The following is a 23,327-nucleotide window of genomic DNA, read 5'->3' on the forward strand; positions in this document are numbered from 1 at the left end:
CTCCCTTTCTGACAAGATCGTCAAACCATGGATGATTCCACGCTTCGGCAGATCGCCGACGAACTCAATTTGCCTCTCAAGCAGGTCCGCGCAGCGGTTGAACTGCTGGAAGCCGGAAATACGATCCCGTTTATCGCGCGATACCGTAAGGAAGCGACGGGCACGCTTGATGAAATCGCCCTCCGCGCGATTGAAGACTCGCTTGAGCGTGCGACGACACTGGCGGCTCGGAAACTGACGATCTTAAAGTCGATTGGCGACCAGGGGGTGCTAACCGATGAACTGCGTCGCCAAATACAATTGTGTACCGATTTGAAATCGCTTGAGGCCCTCTATCTGCCGTATAAACCCAAGCGTCGGACTCGTGCAACGATCGCTCGTGAACGTGGCCTGCAGCCGCTAGCCGATTTGATCGTTAGCCAGAAGACGCTGCCGAAGTCGAAGAAGGATTTGCTCGCTTTATACGTTGACGCCGGAAAGGACGTCCCCGATATCGACTCAGCTCTGGCCGGTGCACTCGATATTATTGCCGAGCAGTGGTCCGAGGTTCCAGAGACACGCGCGTGGCTGGTCGATCAATCGAAAAAGTACGGCAAGGTCACCTCGTCTATCAAACGCGGTAAGAAGGACGCCGAAGGCGCCGACAAGTTCGAGCAGTACTTTGACCGACAAGAGTCGGTGGGCCGAATTCCCGGGCACCGTTTGCTGGCGATGATGCGAGGCGCAGGCGAAGGGCTGTTGCGGTTGAATGTGGAAATCGAGGGCGATCGCGAAGTAACGGAACTGAAGCGAAAGCTCGTCCCCAATCGATCATCAGAGTTTACGCCGGACCTGCTTGGCTGCGTCGAGGATTGCTACGATCGTTTGTTGATGCCCGCAACCGAGTCGGCTGTTCTCGCGGAGTTGAAAGAGCGGGCCGACGCAGAAGCGATCGAGGTGTTCGGGAAAAATTTGCACGAACTCTTGATGTCGCCGCCTGCGGGGCCGCGGGTGACGCTGGGGATTGATCCGGGCTTTCGTACCGGTTGCAAGGTTGCTGTGGTCGACGGTACCGGCAAGTTTCTGGAGAACGCTACGATCTATCCGACGGCACCAAAGAACGATACGAAAGCCGCCGGCGTGACGCTATTGAAGCTGATCGAGAAACATTGCGTTGAACTAATTGCGATTGGTAATGGGACTGCTTCCCGAGAAACCGATGCCTTCGTCGGCGAACTCTTGCAACAGCATCGTTTGGATGTGACCAAGGTCATGGTCAGTGAATCAGGCGCCTCGATCTATTCGGCGAGTGATGTGGCAGTGAAAGAATTTCCCGATTTGGATATCACCGTGCGTGGTGCGATTAGCATCGCTCGGCGACTTCAGGACCCGCTGGCCGAGTTGGTCAAGACAGATCCAAAGTCGATCGGGGTTGGCCAGTACCAGCACGACGTCAATCAGTCGCAGCTTCGCAAGTGCCTGGACCGAACGGTTGAATCATGTGTGAACCAAGTTGGCGTGGATTTGAACACCGCAAGCGTATCGTTGTTGTCGTATGTGGCGGGCATCGGTCCGAAACTTGCCGAGCGAATCGTACAGCATCGTGATGCGAAAGGAGAGTTCAAGAACCGCAAGGAACTGACCGCCGTTCCCAAGCTTGGGAAAAAGGCGTTTGAGCAAGCCGCTGGTTTTTTACGCATTCGTGGCGGCGATCAACCACTTGATCGATCCGCCGTTCACCCAGAAAGCTACGCGGTCGTCGAAGCGATGGCTCGCAATCTCCAAGCCGACCTGAACGCGATCGTTGGAAACGCGTCGCTTTGTAAAAATATTCGGGCCGAAGAGTATGTCAGTGATCGGGTTGGGTTGCCAACGGTGAAGGACATTATCGCGGAGCTTGGCAAACCAGGGCGAGACCCTCGTCGTGAGTTTCGGGCCGTGAAGTTTGATGACACCTTGAATTCGATCGATGACCTGCGACCGAATTTGATCGTCGAAGGCGTGGTCACGAACGTCACGCACTTCGGCGCCTTTGTCGACATCGGCGTGCATCAGGATGGGCTGGTACACATCTCCCAGCTCGCCGATTGTTTCGTCGATGACCCCAGTGACGTCGTTTCAGTCGGCGAGGTCATCCGTGTCAAAGTTCTTGAAGTTGATGTCGATCGGAAACGGATCGCTTTGACACGTAAGTTTTGAGCGATCCAAACAGTCGCGTCGGCGGCCGTTGCAAGGCCGCCTGAGGCTCCGTCAAACCGGGCCCAATTGTAGAGAAGCGACCAAATCAAGAAGGGTGACTATCAGAGCCGACGGCCGGATTTGAACCGGCGACCTGCGCATTACGAATGCGACGCTCTACCAGCTGAGCTACGTCGGCGAAAACGCTGTCCCGATCTATCGGTCAGCGGCACTGGCTAGGTCCAAGAAATTACAAAAGGAATGCCGACTCGACCAGGGTGGTTCGTATTGTTTTTTAAAACGACTTTGGATCAAGCGAGTGATCTAACCACAGCGGCGGCCCGACAGAGGAGCTTGTGGAAGAAGGGAGTTGAGCCGAACGCGGTGGCGAGGTCCGCGGCTTTGAAACCGTTTGAGCAAACGTGGGCAGGAGACGGATTTTCCGGGCTGCGACCTAGAAAAAGGTAGAAAAAACTCAGTATCTCAGCGATCGCCGTGCCACGACTCGACAAAAAACTTTTTTTTTGGTAAATATTCGAAATCCTGGGGAGATTCCCCACGCGTAATTTGCCCCAGCTACGGTGGGTTTCGATCGTTGAAACCTCCGGAAGCCGATCCGTCCTTCAACAGCCCATCTATGATCGGGCAGGAGAAACTGGACCTGATGAATGAAGTCGAACTGGACGTCGTCGACTTGAAAGAACTCATTTTGTCGAACAATTCGTTCGGACCAAATGACGTAGTGGAGATTCGTCAGATGATCGCGGAGAACTACGGTCATTTTGCCGAGCTTCGCGATGCCGTGTCCGAGATGGAACACGATGAGAACATCACTCCGGCGGGCAAGACCAAAATGGGTGTCTGCCAATTCCTGCTGGGCCGTTTTTCCGAGTCACTAGAAACGTTGCAAGCGGCCGATGGCAGTGCAACGGCACTTTTCTATGCCGCCCGTTCAATGTTTGAATTGAAACGCTACGACGACGCGATTCAAACATACGAACAGGCACAAAAGGCGGGCTACAACGAAGATCAATGCAAGATCTTTATCGCGGAATCGAATCGTTACGCCGGCCGCATCGAAAAAGCGATGATGCTGCTTGACGATATCTTCGGTCCGGCCGAACAGACTGCCGAATACATGTATCAACGGGCCACGACGGTGGCTTACATGGGTGGGCGTCGCGAAGAAGCAATCACACTTTATCAACGCGCCGTACAAACCGATGAAAACCATGCCGGAGCGCTTTTTGGCTTGGCATGGGAAAATGATCGGATGGGCAACGACGAAGAAGCGATCAAGCTTTACGAGCGTGCCGCCAAAGCGTTCCCGACCGGCGTCGGTGCGTTGATCAACTTGGGATTGATCTACGAAGATCGCAACGAGTTCGACAAGGCGCAAGCGTGCTACAAGCGAATCCTTGACTCTCACCCAGAGGATCCACGTACCCGGTTGTACGTCAAGGATGCTTCGGCAAATGGCAACATGCTGTATGACGAAGAAATGCAGCGCCGCAACGATCGTCTCACCCAGACGTTGGCGATGCCGGTTGCGAACTTCGAGCTGAGTGTTCGAAGCCGCAACTGCCTCTCGAAAATGGGGATCGAGACCGTCGGCGATTTGACGCGAACGACCGAATCCGAGTTACTTTCGAGTAAAAACTTTGGCGAAACTAGCCTGATCGAAATCCGCGAAATGCTGACGTCGAAGGGGTTGAAGCTGGGACAGTTTGCCCACGAGAAGAAGTCGGCCGATCCGCCCGTCGATACCAGCCACTTGTCGCCCGACGAGCAGGCGATGCTGGAGCGACCGATTTCCGATTTGAATCTTTCGGTTCGGGCTCGCAAGTGCATGGCACGATTGCAGCTGAACACGATCGGAGAATTGCTTCGCAAGACCGGCGACGAATTGCTTGAGTGCAAGAACTTCGGTGTGACCAGTCTGACCGAAGTTCGCGAGAAGCTGACCGATCTCGGTTTGAAGCTTCGTGGGGACTGAGCGTCGAACGCGATTGCCCTTTGACGATGTGATCCACAGATCGGTCGGATCTGAGTTTTTAATTCAGGTCCGACCGTTTCTTTTTTGCCCGCCTTCCTTGTCGCTCCATTTTGTTGCTTGATGACTTTCCGCTTCGAATTGCACCACACAGACGCTCAAACGGGTGCGCGGCGTGGAACGTTTCAAACTCCGCATGGCCCCGTTGAAACACCGGGGTTTATGCCGGTCGGAACCCAGGGGACGGTCAAGGGGTTGACGATCGATCAAGTGAAGTCGACGGGAGCCCAAATGATCTTGGGAAACACTTATCACTTGGGATTGCGGCCCGGGCCCGACATCGTTCGTGCCCTCGGTGGATTGCATGCGATGTTTGCTTGGGACGGGCCGATTCTTACCGACAGCGGTGGATTTCAGGTTTTCTCTTTGAAAGACATCAGCAAGATCAGCGAGCAAAGCGTCGTGTTCCGAAGTCATATCGATGGATCGATCATCGATCTGACACCGGAGTATTCGATTGAAATCCAAGAAGCGCTCGGTAGCGACGTCGCGATGGTGCTCGATCACGTCGTCGCCTTGCCGGCACCAAACGAAGAAGTGCAGGAGGCCATGGAGCGATCGATTCGGTGGGCCAGTCGCTGCCTTGAGCATGCCTCCCGTGCCGATCAAGCCAAGTTTGCGATCGTGCAGGGCGGTTTGGATACGGAATTGCGAGTACAGTGTGCCCGCGAACTGGCGACGATGGATTTTGAAGGATTCGCCGTCGGGGGATTGAGTGTCGGCGAGACTCCTGAGGAAATGTATCGCATCACGGGGGCGACGACGCCTGAGCTTCCCGTCGATCGCCCGCGATACCTGATGGGGGTCGGTCGCCCGATCGATCTGCTCGAAAGTGTCGTGCGAGGGATCGATCTATTTGACTGCGTGATGCCGACCCGTAACGGCCGTAACGGATTTGCGTTCACCGATCAGGGAGCGGTGAAGATACGAAATGCAGTCCATAAAACCGACCGGTCGCCGTTGGATCCGACATGCGATTGCTTCACATGTACCCGCCACAGTCGAGGTTACCTGAGGCATCTCTTTAATGCCGGAGAAATGCTCGGACCGAGTCTTTTGTCGCTTCACAACTTGCACTACTACCAACGTGTGATGGCCGGGGCGCGGGCGGCGATCGAAACGGATACACTAACAGAGTACATCGTCGAAAAGAAACGTTTGTGGGGGATGCCGCAGTGAGACAGATCATCGCCGTTGTTCGCCCTCACTTGGCCGAGCAAGTTTTGGAATCGCTCAAGCGCGCACCGTTGGAAGCGATCACGGTCAGTGAAGTCAAAGGCTACGGTCGACAGAAGAGTTACTTGGACGAGTACCAGGAAACTGAATTTTCCGAAGCGTTTCTTCCCAAGGTTGAAATCAACATGTGGGTCGATGAATCTCGCTACGAAGAGATCTTAGAAAAAGTTGTTGCGGCAGCGAGAACCGGCAGGATTGGCGATGGCAAGGTCTTCACATTGCCCGTCGAAGTATTCCAGTAACGATCATTCGCAATACGTCCGGCGAATTGTGTAACGTCTGAGTGTCCCGGTGAAGTCAAATGTCTGCATTCGGCTTATCCACGGACCGGCGTCAGCCTCAGTGGTTGCACCGAAACCGTGGCTGAGGTCATTGATCTATTTCCTAAAGTTGAACTGGATCAAAGCGTGGGTGTGATACATTTACGTTGCCTCGGTCCGAATCTTTTGGGATTGGGCAAAAGATCGACACCTGATTGGCTCCTGCTTTCTTACGGGCTGTCCCTGTTGCGGGGGCGCTTTTTCTTGTTACGTGCGGCAGGCTTGGGGAGCGACATCCGGACAAGCGTTTTCCTGCATCCGCCGGTGCTGACATGGGAATGAGACGCAGAGAAATTGGAGAAAGCTTCAACGAGTACCAAAACGACAAACGGGGCGAAGTCCGACAAGAATAGCGAACACACCGTGAGTGCTGATCTCATCGAATTCAGGCACGATTAAAATGGTGATTCGCCGTCGATGTCGCTGTCTACGCTTTGTCCAGCGGGAGGTTGGACTCCGAAAGGATCGTCAAAACTCGCCCCAGTCGTTTCCGCTTCCGGCTCTGGCCGCGAAGATCTGCTTTCCGTTGTATCGAATTGATTGGCCGATGGACGGATGCGGGTTGATGACGCCTCAGATTCTTCGCTCCGCATGTGCCCAGAATGATCATTCGTCTTAAGGTAAGAACCTGACATCAACCGATCTTCACGCCCCTCACCGGCCTCAATGATAATCGCGGACTCTGCCAGTAGATGTTTGTCCTTAACGTTGATCGCGAAGCAACGTGTTTGACAAAGTCCACAACCGACACACTTATCGGCGAGGACAACAGGTGCGGCAAACCCGGTTCCCTCGACCGGACGTCCTTCCGAGTCGACCTCCACGCCGACTTGCGTGTATTCGATTGCATCGTATCCCGCCGCCTGGCATTCTTGGACGCACAGGTCACATGCCTCGGTACCGGCATAGGGCAAGCATGTCGATTCATTGACAATCGCGAGCCCCATTCTTGCCGCTTTCTTCTCTTCGATCGGAAGCGCCCGAATGGCCCCCGTGGGACAAACCTGACCGCAGGCGTTGCAGCTCGATTCGCATCCGGCCCAGTTGGCATTCACCATCGGCGTCCAAAGACCTTCGAGTCCTTGTTGGAAACTCTCTGGTTGGAGCACGTTGTTCGGACACGCCTTAAAGCATTCTCCACAACGGATGCACATCTCGAGAAACTCTTGTTCCGGGACGCTTCCCGGAGGACGCACAGGAAGAAAAGGTCTCGGATCATCATTCCGGTTAATCACGGGAAGGGATCGAGCAGATTTCGCTCCGAACGTTTTGGTGCCGATCGCAACAGCCGAGCCACCTGCGATTGCTGCGGCTGATCCCGCCGCCAATGAAAGAAAACCTCGACGTCCTAACTCAGTCTCTCCTGTCGGCGGCTCATTGATGACTTTTAGTTCAACCACATTGGATCGTTCGACAAACTTGATCGCGTGGGTCGGACAGACCCCGGCACAGGTCTGGCAGAGAGTGCAATCGGTCACGCGAGTAGTAAAATCCGGCTTGATCGCGTCGAAGGGGCAGATCTCGACACACTTGTTGCAATGAATGCAGCTTGATTCGACCTTACGTTCGGTAACTCGAAATAGATTCCCAAGCGAAAACACGGCGCCGCTGGGACATACATATTTGCACCAAAAGCGAGGACGAAGTAGCCCTAACGCAAGCACCGCAGAAAAAAGCAGGATCGAAACAAAGTGCCCGGCATTCAATGAGGGGACAAGGTGCCAGCCACGCGACCATCCATTTTGAAGCGGATCAACAATGAATAGCATCCCGCGCGTAATGACCGGAATCGCGGAAAAGAATCCAGAGACAAGCACACCAAACATCGCCGCAACCAAAATTCCAGCGAGCAGGTAGTACTTGATGTGAACCCACCAACCATCACCAGAAACTCTGAATCGCTTGGTTCGTCTTCCGACAGCCCAGTCGAACAAGTCGATGGTCGTTCCCAAAGGACAGAGATAGCCACAAAAGCCGCGTGGAATAAAGACGCAGACAATCAAGATTGCAGCCGCGCAGCCCAACGACCAGACCCAACTTCGTGAAGCAATTGCGGTCGAGAGACTCACGAGAGGATCGAGCATTAAGAACGATTCTGCTGGCAAAAACTCTTTCCTGGCAAGACTGTTTGCGTAATGACTGGGCCATGCCGAGGGATCAATGTCCGTCGCCGTGTAGACTTGAAAGCTGGACATTCCCGTGACAAGGTCTAGATAGTGTGGGCTTAATTCGGTCGTCGACGCGAGCTCAATCGAATCCCCCGAATCTGATAGCACGTAAAACTCTGCCAGTGAATCAAATTCACCATCGACGTTGGTTGTATCACTCGCGGAACGCACAAAGATCGGATCGTTGATGCCGATCTTCGCGTCGCGCTGATCGATCAGGAAGGTAATGGCACCGCTTTGTTGATCGAACGATTGATATGTCAGATTGCCAATGCTTTGGATCGGAGTCGGTTTTGCGTGATACGGCCAACAGACATAAAAGAATAACCAGCAGAACAGAAGAAGGCAGATCGCTTGGCTAAACCGACGCAGAGGTGATGCGACCCACGAGATCCCCAGCTTGCGAAGCAACGTGCGCGCGCGACCTCGCTTTTTCTTGTTCCAATCTGAATGCATGCCCGGCGTCAGCCGCCGCAGAAGACGACCGCCAATCGATTTTGCCGGGTTCGATTCTTTTGTGCGTTTGATCGCGGGTAGGAACCAGTCGACACGTATCAATGCCAAGGAACGCTGGTCGCCCCAAGCGGTTTGAAACAGCGTCAATCCGAGAAAGCCACTGATCCCGGCAAGTAGCCAACCGGCGGCGATTCCTCCGCTACTCCATTGTGCGACAGAGCCCCATTCGAGAGCGAGAGACAAGGTCAGCAGTGTCGCTAAAATCAAAAATGCGACCGCGAGGGATCGCTTTCGACGGGCCATGCTAGGTGAGTGTTTCATGGTGCGTCCACCAGTTGCAGCAGGCCGAGTTGCCACGTGATATCACCGTATTGGCCTCGCTGATATTCTTGATCGTTGGCTCCTTGGAATATCAGCTGGACCGATTTGGGATCGATTTCAAGATGCTGATTGTATCCAGATCGAAGGATTTCGCCGTGACTGTAAGATGTCGCCCAGGACTGGTCTTGATTGACCACATTGTTGACCGAGACCGCGGGATTGCCTCGGGTCGCGGCTAGTGGTCGCCAGGGTCCAGCGGGGTGAATGGCGGTAAAGAATTTGAAGTACCGACGTCGTCCGTCCTGTGCCTCGACGAGCGTTAAAAATTGGTCCTGCCCGAGCATCTTGTAGGTGTGGCTAGCTTCAAAAAGATCTGCCTCCAGCACAACCTGTTGTGCAGTCCAATCACCTTGGGGAAACCTATTCAAAGCGGTTTGGGAGTGCCAAATCCGGCCGTCAAGTGAAGTGAATAGCAAGTGCGCATGTGTTTGATCACAAATCACCCAATAATCCAATCCGGCTTTTTTCCCTTCTGGTACGACATACAGAGGTTCGGGCTTTGACCACGAAGTTGGGGCATCTATCGTCGCCGTATAAGAATAGCAAGGGCCGTATTTGAGTCCCCTAGATTCGTCGGCAGCCTGGTAAATGAGATACCAACGCTGATCGGGTTCGAAGAAAAAGATTTGAGGCGCGCCGTGGTAGTCCATAGTGAGATCCAGCAGGTGCCAATCCGCTTGGTTGGCTTCGGACCATTTGTCGAAGTTGCAATAGCCAATTCTGATCCGCCCCTTACCAGTCTTCTGATTTCGGAGGGTACAGAACAGGTGCCACTCACCGTCGAAACGGACGACACTGGGATCCTTGACGGCAACCCATGGTGCTTCTGAGTTTGGCAGACGCTCTTGCGATACCGAGAGTATCGGTGGCCCGACCTTCCAGTGAAACTTTCCTGTTTCCCATACCGAGTCCTGTGCATCCACCACGGAGTTCAAGCTGAATGCCAACGTGCAATATCCCACGACTGATGCGATAACGATCTTCTTCTGAATCATCATTTCGCTCCTTGAGCAAGCGCGCGTGCGGTCGCATTGACGATCGCTTGCGAGGTGATCGTCGCCCCGCTCGTACCATCGATCTGACGCACACCTTGGGTATCGATGATCTGTTTTGGTGTATCGGTCAATGCCGCATAGAACTGCTTCTCCTTGTGGCGATTGACTTCAACATTTTTGATCGTCTTATTGGCAACCGTGACACGAACTTCCAAGTCCCCGTTGTAGCCTACGGCAGTGTCGGTGAATGTTCCGTCGGCCACCTTGGTGACATCTGCTTTGTCAAACAATTTGATCGCATTGATGGAATCTCTCGCGCGACCTTTGTAACGCTGCAAGTACTCTTGGTTGCGGGCGCGGTTGCGATCCAGGATTTGTTGATAGTAGGCGATCGCTTCGTCATGACGCCCTGCAGAACGCAATGCATCACCGGCATTTAAGAACGCCTCATTGAACGCCTGGGTGCGCCCATATTGGTCGGCTATTTTTAGTGCGGTATCAAGCTCATCCATTTCGCCGAGTAATTTGATCGCGTCGACATGCAAGCTTTTTCCTCTCAGTAGCGCCATTGCCATCGGTTTGCTCCCGAGTCGGTAGTAGCACTCCGCGAGATGGATGCCACCTTTCTGATTGACCTGAACGTTGGCCTTTTGGAACCAGTACGCTGCGCGTGGATAGTCTTGGAAGAGCACGAAATATTTATCTGCCAAGGACGCGTAATCGCGCTGAAGCAATTCTCGGTTGCTCGTGTGTTTGTCGATGCAACCGTAGATCAGCTTGATTCCCGATCGCCAACGCGATGGATTAGGGTTCACTCGGCCCCAGAGAAACTGGCCAACATTTTTAGATTCGTTCCAAGGACCCGACGGTTTTATGGGCCAGGTCAAGTCAAGGGTGTTCGGGTAGTTATCCGGCGTTCCGGCAAGCCAGTCGGGGTCGCTGGAGCCGACCGTTTCAATGATTTGTCTAACTTCCTTTGACGACCGAATCACTGCTTTGTTGTGCGCCGTGTCAGTTGTGGTCACGGGGCCACTGTTGCTGGGCAAAGGATTGATGACGAATCGTTTTCCGTTGAAGGTAACGGCATGGATTTTAGAATACTGATACGTCCGAGCGACGGATTGACCAGCAATGATTGATTGAAAATCAAATTCCTTGTCCGCTTTTCGAATTTCAATGACCTTCCCGGAGAGCGTCGTTCCGTTGAGAAATTCGACGCTGTCCTGCGACCAAGCGGACTGGGCAGCGGTGACGAAACAGAAAAGGCAAAGCCATCGGATCGTTTGGGTTGCCGAGGATAAAATGGATTGGATCGTCGGGCGAATAGGTGGTTTAGAAACAGACATCAGTTATGAGACGCTCCCGTGGATTGGTGCGGAGAAGCTGGGGACGGAGGTTGTGGAGGAAGGAAGATCGCTGACGTCGATCTCGCCTTTGACTGAACGGAACGAGTGCGAGTCCTTGGCAATCGATTCGGGCGCGAGGAACCAAAATAGGCCGGGACGGAGAAGAAACTCGGCCAGTGTAGCGGTTATCAATCCGCCAAGGATTACGGTCGCGACGGGAAACAGGATTTCTTTGCCAGGAAGATGTCCACCGATCACCAGCGGTACCAAGCCAAGTCCTGTCGTGAGTGCGGTCATCAATACCGGGGCCAAACGATCAAGGCTGCCTTCGATGATTTGGTCTTTTCCGATCTTGCCTTCGTCTTGACGATCAAGGTAAGTCGAAATTAGTAGAAGGCCATTTCGCGCGGCGATGCCCCCGAGAGAAACAAAGCCAACTGTAGCCGCAACAGAAAATGTTTGGCCGGTGAACGAAAGTGCGAAGATGCCGCCAACAAAAGCAGCCGGTATTGCGATCAACAGTTGAAAGGCAATACTGATCGAGTGGTACGTGGAATAGAGAATCAGAACGACAACGAGGAATACAACGCAGCTAAGCAAGAAGATTCGACGATTGGCTTGCTGCTGGGCTTCGAATTGTCCCGCATAGGTAACGAAGTAGCCTTGAGGCAGAGCGACTTCGTTGGCGACCCGACGCCGAATTTCTTCGACGACGCTTCCCACATCGCGCCCAAGGGTGTTCACACGGATGACGATGCGTCGCCGGCCGTCTTCACGGTTAATCGTGTTCGGTCCGACAGCTTCGTAGACAGTTGCAATAGCGCCGAGTGGGATCCGTTTACCATCTGGCAACTCGAAAGGAATCCGATGCAGATTGTCGAGGTCACGTCGTTGGGTTTCGTTCATTCGTAGCAAAATTTCAAACGACTTCTGGCCATCAATCATTTCCGAAACCTCTTTGCCATGAATCGCCGTTTCGATGAATTGATTCACAAGGCTTGCCGGCACTCCATAGAACGCCAGCATCTCCTTTTTCAACTCGATCCTAAACTGTGGGATTGGTTGCTGCTGTTCAACAATCGGTTCAGCGATCCCAGGGATAGACTCGATCGCGTGATGGACATGCTCGGCTTGCTGCCTCAGAATATGGAGGTCGTCGCCGAAAATTTTGATCGCAATTTGGGCAGTGACTCCGGACATCAGATGGCTGATTAGGTGTGCGATCGGTTGTTCGACCTCGGTTTCTACGCCAGGAACATGCTCGACGGCTTCTTGCAGGACTTCGATCAATTCATCGCGCCGCAAACCGCTATTGGGATTAAGCGTCAATACATATTCGCTGATGTGAACGCTCATGACATGCTCGTCTTGTTCGGCACGTCCGGTACGACAGGTAAACCATAGCAATGGCGCGGTAGGGTCTTTTTCTGACTTGACTAGCTTGGCGAGATTTCGATCGGCGATGCGACTGAGTTCGCGGCTTTCGGCAAGTGAGGTTCCTGGTGGTGCAAACAGGTTGACTTGTGCCGCGCCTTCGTCAAACGGTGGCAAGAAATCTCGCCCCATAGTCCAGGCAAGCTGGCCTCCGGCGACGCATGCGATCCCCAACGCGGTCAACGCAATGGTCAGTCCGACCGGCTGCATGCTGAATCGGATGATCGGCCGACATGCCTTCTTAAGCTGACGCAAGACCCAACCGTCGTCTGCCTTAGAGGTGACGTTTGCATTGGGAAGCAAGAAATACGCTAGCACGGGTGTCACGGTCAGGGAGACCAACGTCGATGCACAAATTGAGACGATGTACGCGACGCCGAGTGGAGTGAATAGCCGACCTTCCATTCCTGTCAGCGCGAATAGGGGAGCGAAGACAATGACGACCAGCAAGGTGCTCACGACGATCGCACTACGGACTTCTACACTGGCGTCAAAAATGACCCGCAAAATTGCACATGGCTGCGCCCTTTGGGCGTTTTCTTTAAGTCGGCGAAAGATGTTTTCGACATCCACAATCGCGTCATCGACCAACTCCCCTAATGCGACGGCAAGACCACCAAGTGTCATCACGTTGATGGAAAGCCCCATCCAACGAAATACAATTGCGGTTACTAAGACCGAAAGAGGAATGGCGGTAAGCGTGATGAACGTGGTTCGAAAATTGAATAGAAATAGAAATAGAATGACCACAATCAGCACTGCACCATCACGGAGTGCTTCGACAACATTGGTGACACTGTGCTCGATGAACTCGCTTTGTTGATAAGTCATTTCAAGTGTCACATCACTCGGTAATCCTGGGCGAAGTTCTTCGAGTGCATCGCTGATCAATCGAGTCAACGCTCGTGTGTCAGCCCCGGGCTGTTTTTGGATGGTCAATACAACCGCTGATTGACCGTTGACCGAGCCATCTCCCCGCTTGTTTTGGCCCTGCTCTTTTACCTCCGCAACGTGTCCGATCTTTAATGATCGTTCGTCTTGATGCCTGATCACCGTATTGCGAATATCGGCTGTATTGGCGAATCGACCTAACCCACGCACTAGGTACTCTTTTCCGTCACGCGATAGGAACCCGCCGGTCACGTTATGATTGCTTTGTCGAAGCGCCGATTCGACTTCGGACAAGCTGACGTCATAGCGGTGAAGTTGATGGCGATCGACCAAAACGTGAAACTGTTTCCGATCGCCCCCCATCACGATTATTTGTGAGACCCCGGCGATTTTCCTGAGACGCTGTCGAACATTCCAATCGGCGATCGTGCGTAGCTCCATCGGCGACGTCGATCCATCCGAACTCCACATTCCCACCAGTGCGATTTGCCCGAGCAGCGAGGAACGTGGACCCATTTGGGGGTTGACGCCAGTGGGGAGCTGTCCGGCAGCGATTGCGAGCCTCTCTTGGACGATCTGGCGGGCAATATGAACGTCGGTGCCCCAATCGAATTCAACATGAATGACGGACAGTCCGATGTCCGACGAACTTCGCACGGCGATGACTCCGTCCGCTCCATTCAAATTGGCTTCTAAAGGAAACGTAACCCGTTGTTCGACCTCTTCCGGGGCGAGGCCATCGCATTCGGTAACGATGGAGACACGTGGCCGAGTCAGCTCAGGTAAGACATCAACGGGGAGCGTTCGCGCGGCTAGGGACCCGCAAACAATGACCGCGATCGCCGCGCAAAGGATGATCAACCGATTGCGTAACGCGAACAAGATGATCGGATTCAACATGACAAACACTCAACAACAAGGCGAAAGAGAAACAGTCCGAAGGGCGAAGCGATCCACACTTGATCTTGACGCTGTCAGTGGTCGTGGTGGTGGTGCCCGCCGCTGGAGCCTTGTTGGATTTTGAGTGCCAGGTATAGCTTATTGGCGTTGTTGAGCGCAAACGAGTCATGCTCTTCAAGTGGTCTGTCAACCGCGATCACAGCGGTCTGGTCGTCTCGGTGAAGCAATCGCACCGGGATCGGTTCAAACTCGATGAACACGTCATCGTGCCTATCATGGGGGATGTCAGTGTTTGAATTCTGAACGGTATTGACGGTGTCCGCTTGAGTCCGCCTTGTTTTTACTGATGTGAACGATGCCGCTGTTGACATCCCATGTTCGCGATGTTTGGCAAACACATAAACATTGGGGCCATCCACCACCACGGCATCGACAGGGAGCTGAAGCTGGTTTTCCAATCGCTGAACTGGGAGGCGAAGGTGGATACGTTGTCCCGGTCGAAAACGCCATTGCTCGAAGATACGTCCATCAACTTCCCTCGTACTGGTCACTCGGTTGGGGAGCTCGACGAAGAATCGTATCGTTTGGGTTCGTTCGTCAATATGGTTGTCCACTCGCAATAGATTCAACTTCTCAGAGTGACCATCGAAGCGGAGATGCGAAAGATGGGAGACGCCGGCGACTTTCATGTCATGAAAGGACGCGGTGACGTTCCAGCCATGGTCAATCACGCGATTGAGGATCGGTAGATCGTCTTCGAAAGCGGTTCCTTCGAGATAGAGGTCAGAGTGGTATGCGATCGAGCACAACGCGTCTCCTCGGGAGACACTTTTACCAGGATGAACCACTAGGTTTTCGACTGAGAACCCCGTCGATTGTCCCGACCGGCACCGAGCTTGCTCGCGAATGAACTCCGGCGGAAAGACTGAAAATGCGGTGGCTAACGTACGTTCCTTAAGCAGTCCGTCGATACTTGACTGCGGAAGTCCTCGACTGCGAACTTCCTGAAGAAGAATCGCTTGTCGGGCACGAAGCTGTTTCAATTCGTATTCCAGCTCTCTGGTTTTTACCCCCGAAACAACTCCAGTTTCCCGAAGTGGGGTGAGACGCCGAAGCTCCTGGTCGATGACTTCCTGGCGTGTTAATGCGCCGAGTAATTTCGATTGAGACTCGATCAAAGCCTCGTCAGTCAATCGAATGACGAACATCGGCTGGTCGTCTCGAAGGCTCTGCCCCGGAAGTACGCGAACGTTTTCTACCACTCCGGTGACGGGGGCTGAGATTGATAAATCGCTCTGCCCTGGGATTTCGGTGACGATTGCCGGCACGAGTCGTGACTTCCAATAGTCACGGCGTGGTATTGGCCCTAACTGTAGACCGAGATTTTCAAATGCTTGCTTCGTCAGTGCGACGTGGTCATGGTCATCATCATGATCTGAAGCATCTCCTTCGGTGAGTCGTTCGGTTTGCGGTGTGTGTAACGCATGGTCGGACGGCATTTCGCCGTGATGATCATCGTGTTCGGTCGCGATCACACGCCGGCTGGCGAGGTAGGTTCCACTCGCCGATCCGAACGCAAATACGCCGGTCAGTCCCAACGAGAGATACAATGTGCGCAGCCCGACGCGCTGACGGTTTGTCCGTGACATGCCAATACTCTTTCAATTCCAAACAACCAAACACGAAAACTGTTCCAACCTTGATTGGTCACAGTTCCGAAACTCGATCGACGAAGGTTGCTAAAGACGAAAGACTTGTAGGGAAGATAGGTTCGGCGCATGCGCAAGCGGGAAGCCGATCACGCGCTGGCTGAGCTTTTTGGGCAGGGCGCCAAAGGGTTTAGAGCGAACGCGATCAACCAGAAGCAGATCGGTCACTGACGAGGCGACGAGATGATCGCCACGATTTCCGCGAGGGAGACTGGCAAACTTGGATCCAGCTTTGCCAGTGCAGTCATGCTCATCGAGGTCATTGCTGATGAGCACGGGCGTATCGCTGGCGGCACGAAGTTCGATATCCCTGCTCTCCGAGTCACCATGCTCTCCAAACCCGGCGAGTTGGAGCCAAAAGTTATGCTCGAGGCAACCACAGGGGCAAGCTCCCAGTTGATACAGCAACAGCCCAACGAGGACGCATGAAGCGAACCGTCGCGCGGCTATTTTGCTAGATCGGAGGGAAGACATGGTCGGTCAGTGCGACAGAGATGCGGATTAGTTTGGCAACGACTAACGAGTACTGGCGTTGGAAGTGCTCCGACACTTGCCTGCGAGGGTGAGGGCATAGCGGTTGGTCGACGCGATTCCCGTTTGACGGAACGATCTGAGTTTAACCTAGCTTGACCGCGCGGTGAAACGTTGATCAGCGAAGAATTCCATTTTGGCGTCAACTGCATTTACTCTTGAGATCGAGAATCATGTTAAATTGAAGGCTGTAAGGTCGAAGAGATCAGCCATTGTTTCCAAACGCACACATGATCCAACTCGAAGCCGCCCAGTTTTCGAACCTCACCAATGCGGTCCAGCGAACGGGAAGCTTGACCGGCGGTGCGGTTCGTGGACTGCCCAACGATGTCGTGATCGATGGACTTCCCGGCGTCCAATCCTATCCTTCGTCAATTGCCGAAGCGCAGAAGGAGTTTGAATTGGGGCGGGCGCGGACTGCGCTCGAACGCGTCCGACAATTGGAGACCAGTTTTAATACAGTCCTGAGCCAATGGAACGGGACTGTCAACATGGTCATTTCTGGTGCCAAGCAAGGGCACCAAGCTATCTCTGCTGGCAAGTTGAACGAAGTTCGCAACGCCCAGACACGAATGCAAACATTGGTTGGACCGGCGGTCAAAGCGTTTCGAGATCTGATCACGGCGCTTGAGTTCGAGATCACTCTTGAAGGTCATCAGCAAGGCGATGACGGTGAATCGCGGGATGCCGGATGCGATGGTCCGTCGATCCCGAGTCTACCCGCTCCGTTTGATGAGGGCTACGAAATTCAGACGCAGCTTCGTCTTGAACACGACGACAACAAAAAGACGCGTGTTGTCCCCCAGTTTCAAACGAGGCAGTTCTACTTGTTCGCCACAGATGATGGCGGGCGGGTCGTCCGCGTTGATGAACTACGCAAGTCAAGCTTGCATGTCTATGACTTCTCGCTAGCAGAACATGTTGATTTGAGTGCGAAGCAGATCGTGACACAAATCAAGCGAGGCACTTGGGAATTGTCTCGTCTTCGCTAATGCCGCGCAACGACCCTGGGCTGCATCGTCGTCGGCGACAAAATAGCGTCTGCTACGCTAGCTAGTTGACTGAATGCGATCGGAGCCGATCGTGGAAAAGAAACATAAAACGCTCGCGCTGGAAGGGCGAGCGTTTCGCGGATGAGGTCGATACACCTCAATTTGCTAACGTGGAGGGCTGGCAGGCAAACCTCAGCGACCAACACGCAGCGGCTAGCTGCGGCGTCGACGACCGATGGCAATCAGTCCAAGGCCTGCGAATACAAATCCTGACATCGGCTCGGGAACAACGGCTGCTGGCTGAAAATTATAAACGGTGGTTCCGCCAGTGGTCGTACCAAACGTCACTGCGTCGACATAACCAATTTGATTTTGATTGTAGGTTCCCACACCCACGCTGATTCCAACAATTTTGGCATTAGCAAAATCACTATCGGCTGCGAAGAGGCCGGCCCACTCTGACGCGGAGCGAATAGGCGGACCGCCGCCTCCGTTTGGTTGTTCAAATCCACCAGTCCACCACCAACCGCCCGATGAGTTGGACGCGGATCCTGTGGACGAGTCAATGCTGACTGTTTGCCAACTATCCGTCGGTGGAGCGACTGATCCACCAACTGGCTGGTTCCAGGAAGGTTCGTAGATGAGCTGGCCATAATTGTCGCCTGTCCCGCCAGCGGCGGAAACAGCCAGTTTTAGTGAGGGAGCTGCGAAAATGTTCGGGCCATTATCGACTTTGAAGTACGAATAGCCTGCGATCAAGTCATTCAAGACGGCTGCGGCGCTTCCAAAGTCTCCGGCAATCGCGATCTCTCCTCCGTCCGCGTTGTCCGCTCCGGTCGTCAGCTTGGCTGCCCCCGTTGGCAACGGTTGCCCGCTCTCCAGATTGCCTCCTTGGCCTGTTAAATCGACCAAGCTCGAAGTGCCTCCACCCCGGTTGGCGTGTGCCCAGCCAGCGTATCCGGAGACGGAAGCCCCAAGCTCATTAACAACTATCGTGCCGGCCTTTGCGTTGGAGAGGAAGCTCACAATTATTGCGGCAGCAAGCAATTTGATACTTAGTTTCATTGATGTCCAAATCCCGAGAACGAGAGGAAAGTCATGTTGTGGAAAGGTCGGTCAGCTACATCTTGGTGGTGGGCCGGGGTTGGTTAGGCGGGGTGGTGCGCCGGCCAGCTCGGTCTTAAATAAGCGTCTTCCGGAAGGCTATAACGCTCAGCAGCTAATATACAAAACGCCAGTTGAATAACGAGTGCACTCGATCGCGGTACTCAAAAAGACCATTGAATCTGCAGATTGGATTTTGCCACATCAGAAACGAAATCTGAGTTGCTGCTCGGCATTGGCTAGAAGGGGCGAGTATTTCCAAAAGTTGCGATGGGAGCAACAAAATCTTAGAATAACCAATCCCGCAGGCGCAATCTCAACAGGGACGTTGGTTGACCGACGCCTCTCCCGCCACCAGAAATCCCACCGATACCCGAGCAGACGTGCCGGCGTCCGCTCTTTTCAACAGTTGATGATCATGCTGAATCGCAGGAAGATGATGCGCGCCGTTGCGACGAGCGCCGGAACCGCGTTAGGTCTGTCTGCCGTCCCGAGCGATGTGTTCGCGGCTTCCCCCTCGCCTTCCTCGTTGCCAAAGGTGACGACTTCTCGAGGTGGGCCCAAACGCATCATCTTCTTTATGCAAAACCAAGGGTTCGACCCCCGCACGTGCATCCCTAAGTCGATGAAGCATAGTGGGACGTTGGCGAAGGTTAAATTGCCCGAACCCATCAAAGCGTTGGAGCCATACAAAGAACGTCTACACATCATCAACGGATTGCACGGGCTGCACACCAGTCCGTCCCACAGCGCCTTCTTTGGAGCACTCGGTGGATATCGTGGCGGCGATGGCGTCCCGCCGAGCGGTTCGACGATCGACTATGAACTTAGCAAGGTGTTGCCGCAGACGTTGCTCCCGCATCTTTGCATCGGCATGGACTCAATTGAGAACATGACGACTAAGCCAACGATTGCCACGCTTTCTGCAAGTGGTGCCGGTCAACCCATCTTCATGCACTCCAATCCGAACCATCTGTACCAGATGCTATACGGTGGAATCTCTACCGGAGGGATCCGACGTCAACACGAAGCCCGTTCCAACATTCTCAATCAAATCGAATCGTTTGCGGCGGCAAAAGGAACTGCGTTACCGCAGGGAGATCATCAGCGCTATGGGCAATATGTCCAAGGTTTCCGAGATGCAAATCAGTTACGGGAGCGGCTAGGGGATGTCTCTGATCATTTAAAAAAGTTCGCACCTGAGATTGATGAACGTTATGGCAATCCAGAATTTGAAACCGACTGGCATGACCGTCTGCTCGATCTCGGGATCTCGGCTCTCGCATCCGGGATCACCAACACCCTGACAATCGGTTCGGGGCGGGGCGAAATCTTCGGTGCATGGAAGGGACTTGGGGTCGATCAGCAGGGACACAACTTGGGACACATGGATCAGCCCGATAACCCGATCTGGGTAAAGATCCGACAGTACAACAGTCGAATGTTAGTCCGAATCATGCAGACGCTAGAGAGTGTCCCCGAGGGCAGCGGCTCGATGATGGACCACACGTTGATCGTTTACACCAGCAATAACGCAGACAAGCAGCATACCAATGGCGCGAACTGGCCGGTGATGTTACTCGGAAACTGTGGCGGCATTTTTAAAACCGGTTGCTTCACTCAACTAGATCAAAAGCGTCCCATCAATTCGCTTTACGCCACGCTTCTGCAGACGGCGGGCGCTAATGTAGATCGCTTCAATATGACCGAATCAATGGCGAAAAAGTACGACGAGCAATCAGGACCACTTAAGGAAATCTTGGTATGAACCGGATACGGTCGGTTGCCGTGTGCGTGCTCTTTTGGGGCTTCATCACTGGCAACTTCGGTAGCACCATTGGCAAGGCGGAGACCTACACCCCCGGTATTCCTCCCTTCGTTCCGGGCAGCGATCTAGGCCAACAGTTTGCGACGAAGTTTCTGAGTCTGTACTGTGTTGATTGCCACGGTGAAATTGATCCGGAGGGTGGTTTGACGCTTGCCGAACTAGGTTCGGTCGATGAACTCAACGCTGACGTCTGGCGTAGTGTTTGGGCTCAGGTAACGTTGCGGGAAATGCCGCCTGCTGAGGGCGACAGTCCGGAGGTCGTCGAGCGATTGAAGTTTTCCGAATGGATTGTCGGCGAACTTCAACATGCGATGCGATCGAAGGGTGGCTTTCATGCTCATCAAGATCCCGGTAAGGCAAACTTCCTCGACCACGATTTGTTATTCGGCGTATTGCCGGATGGCATTAAGTTACGTCCCACTTCAACACCGGCGAGACTCTGGCGTTTGACGCCTCAAGAGCATATCACACGCCTGAATGAATTGATCAACACAGAGCCGGTGTTTGATCCTGAACGCCCCGGCTTACGTACCCACGGTGATGCGGTCCCGACTAACCATGGCGGTGAGCTTAAGCTTTATTTCGGCACCGATCGTATTCTTCGTTGGCAAGGTGGCACGGTTGCGTATGCGACATCGGTGAAGAGCGTTCCGGCGATTTTGTCATCCGCTCGAGATCATGGGCTGAAAAATTATCCGGATTTCTATAGCGTCAACAGTTCTGAAGCGACCCAGATCATGGATTTGGCTGATGACCTGTTACGATACATGGCGTTTGGTCCTCTCAGTATCGCCAACCCGGAACAGATCACCGACGATCCCAGTACGTACAAGATCAAAGGTGATATTCGTGGATTGCCCACAGCGATCGTTTATAGCACCAAGGTCGTCCGTCCGATCACCCCGATTCATGACTTACTGGCCGCGCAAAGCCGCGACGCATCGAAAGTCGGCGCCGCCGTCGATTACTTGTTCGAAGCGTTAACGTTTCGTCCGCCGACGGAACAAGAATCATCGCAGTACAGCGGCATTGTTAACGAGTCGATCGACAAACTTGGATGGGTGGACGGCACAGTGCTCGGGTTGTCTGCGATCTTTCTCGATCGAGACGCCTTGTTTCGCCCGGAATTGGTGCGTGACGGCGAAGCCGACGAATTCGGTCGCGTCAGGCTGCAAGACTGGGAACTTGGTTTGGCGCTTAACCACGCCTTGAGATACATCCGCCCCGATGAAACGCTGCGCCAGGCCATTCTTGATGGCCGCATGAGGACAAAGGCAGACGTTAAGCGTGAGCTCGTGCGGATGTTGACCACCGACAGCATTCGAAAGCCTCGGGTCTTGCAGTTTTTTCGAGACTACTTTGACTACGATCACGCCGGCTACCTTTGCAAAGACAATCGAGCACTCGCGGATACCGGCGTCAACACGCGCGGGACGTCGCATTACCGAGCGATGTTTGATGCAAGTGCAAGCACCGATCGGCTTGTTGAGTTAGTCCTTAGCGAGGATCGGCAAGTGTTACGGCGATTACTGACAACCGATCAAGTTGTAGCGACGCCAGCGGACGGAGCCTATTTCGGCCGAAGAAATACAAATGAACAACGTGCCGCATCGGTCGCCGCGGCTAAGTATGCCGCCGAACAAGAGGACCGTGAACTCGAAGCTGAGATCCTCGCCGCAGAAAAAGAGCTCGTAGAATTAACGAGTCAACGCAAGAGCAACCCTGATGACGAACGTCTTAAACGCTCACTTGACCGAAAAACCAAGTCACTCGAAACGATCAAAAAACGTGCCGCGAATTTGAAGAAGCGACGCGGAAGTATCAACCACAACATCACCGAAGCAACGCTCGCCGGGCCTGAAATTTTTGCGCGTGTGAGCCGTCGTAGTTTCGGCAATGGATCGATGAAGCCCGAGCGAATCTTGGCGACGGTACCGAAAGAAGAGCGGCTTGGGATTCTGACACACCCGAGCTGGCTCGTTTCACATTCCGATGCGATGGACAACCATGCGATTCGGCGCGGACATTGGATCCGCGAGCGGTTGCTGGGTGGTGGTATCCCCGACGTTCCAATTACTGTTGACGCGATGTTGCCGGACGAACCGAAAGTGTCGCTTCGTGAACGTATGCGGGTAACCCGCGAAGACTATTGCTGGACGTGTCATAAAAAGATGGATCCACTTGGTTTGCCATTTGAAATGTACAACCATGCCGGTGTTTATCGAACAGAGGAACTTGGCAGGCCCGTCAATACTGTGGGCGAGGTGATCGACAGCGGTGAACCAGAACTGGATGGCGAAGTGGCAAATGCGATCGAATTGATCAAGCGACTTTCCGAAAGTGAGCGCGTTGAACAGGTCTTCGTCCGTCACGCATTTCGGTTTTGGATGGGACGCAACGAAACGCTTCACGATGCTCCGATCTTGCAAGAGGCTTACAGGGCTTACCGGGACAGCGACGGTAGCATGAATGCGTTATTGATCTCACTTCTCACCTCCGACGCGTTCCTCTATCGGTCACGGAGCGACGTTCCCATAGACATCGGTAGATAGACTGTGTCTCTCGTTTGCCCGCTGAATCTCTAGTGCTCGTTCCAACTCGAATTTAGGATTAGCCGCATGGCGTTAGCCACGGATTCAACGCATTAACCGTGGCTGACGCCCGTCGGCTGATGAATCTAACCCGTATTTTTTGATGAAACGAAGCTAGCCACAGTGGGCCAATAGCAGTATCGCTTTGCTTTCCAAGTTGAGAGCCGATCAAAGCGAGCAATGCCCCTTCTCAAAATTGCGTTTAATTTTCGGTGCTTATAGCGGAGTACCGGTC

14 protein-coding genes and 1 tRNA gene are annotated in these 23,327 nt (G+C 53.7%); 8 read left to right on the forward strand and 7 right to left on the reverse strand.

The features are described from left to right. The first annotated feature begins 27 nt into the window (after nt 1-27). Nucleotides 28-2,178 (forward strand): Tex family protein, encoded by a 2,151-nt coding sequence (locus FYC48_RS10455; protein WP_149496657.1) that lies wholly within the window; start codon nt 28-30, stop codon nt 2,176-2,178. A 105-nt stretch (nt 2,179-2,283) separates the two neighbouring features. Here FYC48_RS10455 and FYC48_RS10460 read toward each other — a convergent pair. Next, nucleotides 2,284-2,356: transfer RNA gene (locus FYC48_RS10460), tRNA-Thr, on the reverse strand. A 465-nt stretch (nt 2,357-2,821) separates the two neighbouring features. Here FYC48_RS10460 and FYC48_RS10465 point away from each other — a divergent pair. From FYC48_RS10465 to FYC48_RS10475, 3 genes are all read left to right on the forward strand, one after another. Beyond that, nucleotides 2,822-4,153 (forward strand): tetratricopeptide repeat protein, encoded by a 1,332-nt coding sequence (locus tag FYC48_RS10465; protein WP_149496658.1) that lies wholly within the window; start codon nt 2,822-2,824, stop codon nt 4,151-4,153. Nucleotides 4,154-4,273: 120 nt separating this feature from the next. Further along, complete coding sequence (gene tgt, locus FYC48_RS10470) at nt 4,274-5,389, forward strand: tRNA guanosine(34) transglycosylase Tgt (protein WP_149496659.1); 1,116 nt, start codon at nt 4,274-4,276, stop codon at nt 5,387-5,389. After that, nucleotides 5,386-5,688, forward strand: coding sequence for a P-II family nitrogen regulator (locus FYC48_RS10475; protein ID WP_149496660.1), 303 nt, complete (start codon nt 5,386-5,388; stop codon nt 5,686-5,688). The genes tgt and FYC48_RS10475 overlap by 4 nt, the downstream gene beginning before the upstream one ends. A 473-nt stretch (nt 5,689-6,161) precedes the next feature. Here the strand turns inward: FYC48_RS10475 and FYC48_RS10480 are convergent, their stop codons facing one another. From FYC48_RS10480 to FYC48_RS10500, 5 genes are all read right to left on the reverse strand, one after another. Then, on the reverse strand, nt 6,162-8,711 hold the full coding sequence (locus FYC48_RS10480) for a 4Fe-4S binding protein (RefSeq protein ID WP_235034193.1): 2,550 nt from the start codon (nt 8,709-8,711) through the stop codon (nt 6,162-6,164). Continuing rightward, entirely contained in the window at nt 8,708-9,766 is a 1,059-nt protein-coding gene (locus tag FYC48_RS10485) for a non-reducing end alpha-L-arabinofuranosidase family hydrolase (protein WP_160149445.1), read from the reverse strand. The genes FYC48_RS10480 and FYC48_RS10485 overlap by 4 nt, the downstream gene beginning before the upstream one ends. Then, complete coding sequence (locus FYC48_RS10490; RefSeq protein ID WP_149496662.1) at nt 9,766-11,112, reverse strand: FMN-binding protein; 1,347 nt, start codon at nt 11,110-11,112, stop codon at nt 9,766-9,768. The genes FYC48_RS10485 and FYC48_RS10490 overlap by 1 nt, the downstream gene beginning before the upstream one ends. 3 nt (nt 11,113-11,115) lie before the next feature. Next, the gene (locus FYC48_RS10495) at nt 11,116-14,337 is read right to left on the reverse strand and encodes an efflux RND transporter permease subunit (protein ID WP_149496663.1); all 3,222 of its coding nucleotides are present in this window, start codon (nt 14,335-14,337) and stop codon (nt 11,116-11,118) included. A 74-nt stretch (nt 14,338-14,411) separates the two neighbouring features. Next, on the reverse strand, nt 14,412-15,986 hold the full coding sequence (locus FYC48_RS10500; protein WP_149496664.1) for an efflux RND transporter periplasmic adaptor subunit: 1,575 nt from the start codon (nt 15,984-15,986) through the stop codon (nt 14,412-14,414). A gap of 243 nt (nt 15,987-16,229) precedes the next feature. Between FYC48_RS10500 and FYC48_RS10505 the strand changes: the two genes are divergently transcribed. Continuing rightward, the gene (locus FYC48_RS10505) at nt 16,230-16,475 is read left to right on the forward strand and encodes a hypothetical protein (RefSeq protein WP_149496665.1); all 246 of its coding nucleotides are present in this window, start codon (nt 16,230-16,232) and stop codon (nt 16,473-16,475) included. A gap of 332 nt (nt 16,476-16,807) precedes the next feature. Then, a complete protein-coding gene (locus FYC48_RS10510) occupies nt 16,808-17,569 on the forward strand; it encodes a hypothetical protein (protein ID WP_149496666.1) in 762 nt (253 codons plus the stop codon). A 213-nt stretch (nt 17,570-17,782) separates the two neighbouring features. Here FYC48_RS10510 and FYC48_RS10515 read toward each other — a convergent pair whose 3' ends face one another. Further along, entirely contained in the window at nt 17,783-18,634 is an 852-nt protein-coding gene (locus tag FYC48_RS10515; protein WP_149496667.1) for a hypothetical protein, read from the reverse strand. A gap of 457 nt (nt 18,635-19,091) precedes the next feature. Here FYC48_RS10515 and FYC48_RS10520 point away from each other — a divergent pair, with 457 nt between their 5' ends. Then, a complete protein-coding gene (locus tag FYC48_RS10520) occupies nt 19,092-20,441 on the forward strand; it encodes a DUF1552 domain-containing protein (RefSeq protein WP_149496668.1) in 1,350 nt (449 codons plus the stop codon). Beyond that, the gene (locus FYC48_RS10525) at nt 20,438-23,053 is read left to right on the forward strand and encodes a DUF1588 domain-containing protein (RefSeq protein WP_235034194.1); all 2,616 of its coding nucleotides are present in this window, start codon (nt 20,438-20,440) and stop codon (nt 23,051-23,053) included. Before FYC48_RS10520 ends, FYC48_RS10525 begins: the two co-directional genes overlap by 4 nt. The last annotated feature ends 274 nt before the right edge of the window (nt 23,054-23,327 follow it).

The organism is Roseiconus lacunae (assembly GCF_008312935.1).
Classification (GTDB): Bacteria; Planctomycetota; Planctomycetia; order Pirellulales; family Pirellulaceae; genus Stieleria; species Stieleria lacunae.